Raw genomic sequence first — 6,236 nt, 5'->3', positions numbered from 1 at the left:
GATATTCAGGCCGCATAATAGCGAAAGACGCAGAGCGGAACGCGAACCGATCTACACCACTCCACGGGGCATTATCCCCGGTCGCAGGTGGCGATGTCCGGCGGAGTACTCCTCGCGCTCCAGCCCACGCATCACCGAACGCCGGACAGGCTCGTCCCGATCGCGTTCGGCGGGCTCCGGCCTTGAGGTCTCCTGGTCGACGTCGACGGCCCCACTCGTTGCCCGTTGACCGCCTGGAGCTGGTGAAGTACCTGGCCGTCCTGCACCGCGAGGATTGCTCGTCCCCCTCGTCCCCCTCGTCAGGCCGGCACGCGCGAAACGGAGTATTAGCTCCGACAAGAGGAAACGGGAAACCCTTCGCGTCGGTGTTTTCCGCGGCGTACGGCTGCGACACTTGATCTGCGGGAGACTCCACTGACCGGGCGGAAAGCCGGCTGCCTGGACAGTGCAGGGGGAAATCGTGACCGACAGAAACGCGGACTTCGGGCGAGAACTTCGGAGGCAGCGGCTCGCAGCAGGCCGCACACTTACTGATCTCGCTGCCGCCGTTCATTACAGCAAGGGGCATCTCAGCAAGATCGAGCGCGGGCGGAAAACGCCGAACAGGGAGCTGGCTGGGCTGTGCGACGCGGCGCTGCGCACGGGCGGTGTTCTGGTTGCACTGCTGTCAGACACGGCAGCCGAACCCAGCTGGGAGATGCCCGTCGATCGCAGCGATCGGGAGTGGGAGGTGTGGCACATGCAGCTGTCCTCAGCTGAGGGAAGCTGGTTCAAGCCCATGGACAGACGCGAGCTGGTGGCGGCTGGCCTGGCTTCCGCGATCGGCTCGGGTATTCGGCAGCCGATCACCGTCGGCGCGGAGTCCGATACGGACGCGGCGCCAGCTCTCGAGGCGTTCCGTGAACTCTTCGATGCCTATCGGAAGATCGGCCAGTCGGTTGCTCCAGGCTTCCTGCTCCCTGCTCTCATCGCGCAGACCTACACCTTGCGCGAGTTGGCAGTACAGGCCGGTTCACGGCAGCGACCGGAGATTCTTCGACTTGGCTCGCGGTACGCGGAATATGTTGGCTGGCTTACCCAGGAGTCGGGTGATGACTCGGCGGCCCTGTGGTGGACGAGGCGTGCCGTCGACCTCGCCGCCGCGGGCGGCGACGAGAGTCTCGCCGCCTACGCAAGCGTTCGGCACGCGCTGGTGACCCTGTACCGAGGGAAGGGCGACGAGACCGTCGCGCTTGCACGGCAGGCACGCAGTGCGGCGCTTCCGCCCCGCATCCGGGGCCTGGCGGCCCAGCGTGAGGCCCAGGGACATGCGATCAACGGTGACCACGCGTCCAGTCTGCGCTGTCTGGACGACGCCCGGGACCTGTTCGCTGCCGCGGCGGTCGATGACGGTGCACCCGTTGTCGGCTCGACGCATCTCATCGACCCCGCGTCGATGATCACCGGGTGGTGCCTTCTCGACCTCGGCAGGCCTGGGGAGGCGGCGGATGTCCTGGACCGCGAGACGGCACGCATCCCTGCGCATGCGCGCCGTACCCAGGCGCGATACGGGACCCGTCGCGCCCGGGCCCACGCAACGGCCGGTCAGATCGATCACGCCTGCGCACTCGTGCGAGATCTGCTGCCCGACCTGCTGACCGTGAGCTCCGCGACCGTCATCGCCGACCTGCGCCAGCTCGCCCGCACCCTCGGCCGACATCCCCGCAACAGGTCCGTCCAGGCACTCGGCCCAGAGCTGAGCGTGCTGTTGGACGGCGTGCATCCATAAGGAGGGCTCATGCCCGACGTTTTCGTCAACTACAGGACCGGTGACGGTGACAAGACCGCCCGCGCGATCGCGATATATCTGCGGGGTCGGTTCGGCCATGATCGGATTTTTCTCGCCTCGACGTCGATCCCGCTCGGCCGGCAGTTCGACGAGACGCTGCTCGCGAACGCGCGGCGGTGCGCCGTTCTGCTGGCCGTTGTCGGTCCGGACTGGGTCGATGCCCCGGCGCTGAAGGATCCCAGCGACTGGGTCCGCAAAGAAATTCTCGAGTCGTACCAGAACCAGAACCAGGTCATCGCCGTACTGGACGGACGGAAGACCGACCGGCTGCGCCCCTCCGACCTGCCCAAGGTGCTGCGCTGGTTCGCCACGAGCCAGTCCCACCGCCTCGACGAGCACAATTTCGAACGTGACTTGAGAACGCTTGCCGACGAGCTGTGCAGACTGGTGCCGCACCTGTGCTCCGACGACGATGGAGGGCCGGAACCTGACCCGGAAAGCGGGCCCGGTCCCACCATTGGTGACGCGAAGGCAGCGGTGTTGTTCGGCAGCTCCGTTGGCGGTGACGCCGGTACGGTCGTGAAGGGCAACAGCGCTCCGGTGCATGTCGGAAACGGTTCCCAGGTGCACAACGCGCCGCACTTCGCCGGCGGAATCGTGAACTACGTGGCTGGCTCACATCGTGGCGACATGAACCAGCGCCCTGAAGCGCCCCGCGGCCGGTCGGAAGACGAATGAGCGACCGTACCTTCATCGCCGTAACGGGATCGCATGGTCCGGCCAATATTGGCGGCGGGAGTCAGATCCTTCACTACTCCACCCATAATTACGGACCTTTTCCGGCCGAAGGTGAGAAGTGGACGCCTCGTCGCGTCGCGCTGGATGAACTGGTTCGGATCTGCGATTACTTCGTACTCCCGTCAAACCATCGGCGTGCCCGGGGCCGACTGATGGACCGGCGTACGGTGCTGCTTGACGCGCCGCCCGGCAGCGGGCGACGCACTGCGGCCACGATGCTTCTACACGACCTCGCCCGCCCGTCCGGCCTGCTCCACGAACTGCTGGCCGATGACGAGGACGGCCGGTTTCGCCTCTCGGCGGACCGGGTCGGCAGCGGCGACCAGATGCTGTTGGATCTGGCCGCCGTGGAGCATTCCCGCTGGGAGCAGGTCCAAGCGGATCTGTCGTCGTTTCGCGAGATCGTCCGGCAGCGTCGCGGCTATCTCGTGGTGATCCTTCCCGATGTGGATCATCGCCTACGGACCGAGTTCGAAGAACTCCGGGTCGAGCTGGTCGCCCCGCCCGCGGTGGCTGTTCTGGCGCGTCACCTGACTGTCGCCGAGATCGATATCGGGTCGGGCGTCGAGGCGCTGCAGGTTGCGATCGATCAGCTGGGGGAGCGTCCCGCCATGCAGCGGGTGGCCGAGCTTGCCGCCCTCATCCGCCGCGCGTGGGAACAGGGCGACCCGGGGAGCGCGCTCGCCGACTGGTGCCGGCTCGCGGCCGCTGCCATGAAGGACAAGTCGGAGGAGGTCCGCAGACTTCTCGCCCGCATACCGGACGGAGCCGAACGGGCACTGCTGATCTCGGTCGCCGTCCTGCAGGATGCCAAGGTCCACGAAATTCACCTGGCGACCGAGATGATTCTGGTGGAGACGGCGCACCCGCCCGCTGAACTACCACTGCTGGATCGGGCCGACCTGACCGCGCGATTGGCCGCGATCGGTGCCACCGTAGATGGGTCCCGCCGGGTCCGGTTTCTCGACCTCGGCTACGACGTTGCGATCCGCACCTATTTCTGGGACGGCCGGCCCGACCTTCGCCGGCATCTCTTTAACTGGCTCTGCGCGGTCGTGCGGTCATCCGAACTCGACGATGGCAGCCGGGTGGAGCTGGCCAGAAAAATCACCGACCTGTGCCTGCGCGACCGCCATCCCGGCGACTTGTCGCTGCTCATGGAACAAGTATCTACCTGGGCCGGCGAGGGACGCCAGGCGCCCGGCCCACGGATCGCCGCCAGCGTCCTCAGACACGGCCTACAGCGCTCGGGCGAAGCAGCGGCATTTCGCCGGAAGATCCTCGAATGGTCCGCGATCCCGCACCTGAGCACGGGCCTGGTCAACCTCCTCGTGCCAATCTGCTCGGAGGTGATTGCGGCGCAGCATCCGGAGCAGGCGATGGTACGGCTGCACCATCTCGCCCGACGCCACGGTGAGCTGGCGCGTCCAGCCCTCCTGCAGCTGGTAACCGGCTCCCAGGCCCTGCGGCGGCAGATGTTCGACCGCTTCGTCGTGACGTTCCAGCTGGGAAAGGGGTCCGACCAGGTGCGATGGGAGGCCGATGTCGGCCTGTTCCTCGAGCTGAGCGCACCGTCAGACCTCGTCGCGACACCGGAGCAGTTCGCCAACGCCCTTCTTGATGAGCAGACCGTCCGGCGCCGCCTCGCCGTCTGCTGGCGCAACGTCCTGCTCGAAGATCAAAAGATCTGGGGCGGCCGGGTCGAGAGCTGGCTCGATGCGGCCGCCGATTCCGAGCAGCGCCGCGAACTGCTGCTCGGCCTGCTGACGGAGGCATGCGGTCTTCAGGCCGCCGTGCAGGGCCGCCTGAACCAGGTGGCGCGCGCCTGGGCGAATTCCGCAGACACCGACGCGCGGCTGGCCCGCAGCCGCGTTGTGACTCGACTGCTTGCCCTGATGCGCGCCGCGATGCGGCGCACTGACCGAGAACCCGTGTAAGGAGTCGTCACTGTGCCCTCTCGCCGCGGAGCCGCCTTGGCTCTGTTCGTCGCAGCCGTGTTGATCATTATTGTTTTCCTGTGGAGTGGTCCGCTCTCCTGGCCGGCAGCAACGCTGCTCCTTCTCCTCGGCGGCCTCGGTGTGCTGGTCTTGTTCAGACGCGGCAGCCCCAGCCTGAACACGGTGCCGTGGTCCGCTCCCATCCCAGCCAGTCCTGTCCCCCCGCCGCCCCCGCCCGCGAGGCAGCACGAACATCGGCTGAGCGAGGTCAGAGTCCCGAGTTCCACCGAGGACTACGAGTTCTTGTTCTCGGCGACCGTGCGCTGGGTGCAGCGTGATCCGCACCAGGCCGGCGGCAACCAGGCCGGCGCGGCCTGCGACGCGATCGTCCAGCGGGCCTGGGCAATCACCAAGGATCGTCCGGCGATCGAGGCGGCGCTCGTGGCGCACGAGCTCGGCGCACAGCTGGGCATGCTGGAACACGACGGTTCAGGCCGGCTGGTGGTCATGGCGGAGAGCGTCACCCTAGTGCTCCCGCCGGAGGATCAGGCCCGGCTCGGCCGCCTTGCGCAGCTACGCAAGGACGAGGCGGTGTGGGACCAGGAATGGAAGCGCGACATGGCCAGGCGACAGCGGCTCACCGATGATGTGCTGGCGGACTTCGGTAGGACGGTCGCGTGGTCCTTCGCCCGCAACGACCACAAGGTCGATCCCGCGCTCAGCGAGCTGCCACACCTGGCCCGCCTCGCCGCCATCGTGCACGATCGCGACCTGCCCGACCGGTTCGCGCGCCTCGGCAGCTCGCCGGAGCCGGTGTTTGCCGGTGAGCCGGAAGTGGATGCTGCCATCGACGCCGACGACAGTGGGACAGCTGTCCGGTGGCGTCGCCTGTCCGACATTCCTGTGCCGCGCCGGCCCGACACCCCGGCTGATCGCCTCGACAGGCTTCTCGACGCTACCGGCCTTGCCCGTGGCGAGGACATCCGCATGCTTCTTGCCGACCAGATCGTCGCGCTCTTCCGCGAATACGAGATGGCGGATCTCGCGAACGAGCTGAGTCGATTCCCCACCGGCTTCGGGTCCGGCGCGCACGAAGCGTCCGACGACACCACGGGCGGGCCGGCGAGTCCCGCATAGCCGGCAGGTCGCGAAAAGCGGCGAAACGAGTGCAGGGCGTGTTCCTTCCGGCGAAGATGGGCTCACGAGGCAGCATCCCGGGGGGAGATGCAGTGGCAGGGCAACCATCGCCACGTTCCGATTCCGGCGGCGTTGGCGCACCGCGGTGGGACTTCTTCATCTCCTATGCCTCGCCTGACCGTCCGTGGGGCGAGTGGCTTGCCTGGCACCTGGAGGTGGCCGGCTACAGCGTGCTGGTCGCGGCCCTGGACGAGGTGCCCGGGGACCTTCTCGGCGCCAGCGCCGATGCCGGGCTCGCCCACGCCGATCGGATGATCGCGGTCATCACGCGGGAGTACCAGCGGCCCGGCCCGCACCGGCTGGCACTGTCCGCTGCGCTCGACGGTCACGGTCATCCCAGCCAGCCGACGCTGGTCCCGGTCCGGGTCGAGCAGTGTGACCTGCATGACCGGCTGAGCGGCATGAACCTGATCGAGCTCGCCGGCCTGGCACCGGACGCGGCGCGGCGCCGGCTCCTCGAGCAGATCGGGAGGGCCGGTGGGCGCCGTGGCGGGTCCCTGACCGAGCCGGCGCATCCCGGCGCCCGCCCGCCCGGC

5 protein-coding genes are annotated in these 6,236 nt (G+C 67.8%); all 5 read left to right on the top strand.

Features of this window, described 5'->3' with window-relative positions; genetic code table 11:
- Positions 1 to 445: 445 nt before the first annotated feature.
- On the top strand, positions 446 to 1,768 hold the full coding sequence (locus MXD58_RS17620; protein ID WP_250609595.1) for a helix-turn-helix domain-containing protein: 1,323 nt from the start codon (positions 446 to 448) through the stop codon (positions 1,766 to 1,768).
- A 9-nt stretch (positions 1,769 to 1,777) separates the two neighbouring features.
- On the top strand, positions 1,778 to 2,506 hold the full coding sequence (locus MXD58_RS17615) for a TIR domain-containing protein (RefSeq protein WP_248839367.1): 729 nt from the start codon (positions 1,778 to 1,780) through the stop codon (positions 2,504 to 2,506).
- A complete protein-coding gene (locus tag MXD58_RS17610) occupies positions 2,503 to 4,503 on the top strand; it encodes a hypothetical protein (RefSeq protein WP_248839368.1) in 2,001 nt (666 codons plus the stop codon). The genes MXD58_RS17615 and MXD58_RS17610 overlap by 4 nt, the downstream gene beginning before the upstream one ends.
- 36 nt (positions 4,504 to 4,539) lie before the next feature.
- The gene (locus tag MXD58_RS17605; protein ID WP_248839369.1) at positions 4,540 to 5,640 is read left to right on the top strand and encodes a hypothetical protein; all 1,101 of its coding nucleotides are present in this window, start codon (positions 4,540 to 4,542) and stop codon (positions 5,638 to 5,640) included.
- Between the two features lie 92 nt (positions 5,641 to 5,732).
- Positions 5,733 to 6,236, top strand: a 504-nt coding sequence (locus tag MXD58_RS17600; protein WP_250609594.1) for a toll/interleukin-1 receptor domain-containing protein, incomplete at its 3' end; no start/stop codon positions are given.

Origin of the sequence: Frankia sp. AgKG'84/4, assembly GCF_023242965.2 — a bacterium.
Classification (GTDB): Bacteria; Actinomycetota; Actinomycetes; order Frankiales; family Frankiaceae; genus Frankia.
This window is presented reverse-complemented; position numbering and strand designations above follow the sequence as displayed.

Bases quoted from the DNA above. Each gene is read 5' to 3' on its own strand.
- MXD58_RS17615 (WP_248839367.1), top strand. From the start codon at position 1,778: ATGCCCGACGTTTTCGTCAACTACAGGACCGGTGACGGTGACAAGACC.
- MXD58_RS17610 (WP_248839368.1), top strand. From the start codon at position 2,503: ATGAGCGACCGTACCTTCATCGCCGTAACGGGATCGCATGGTCCGGCC.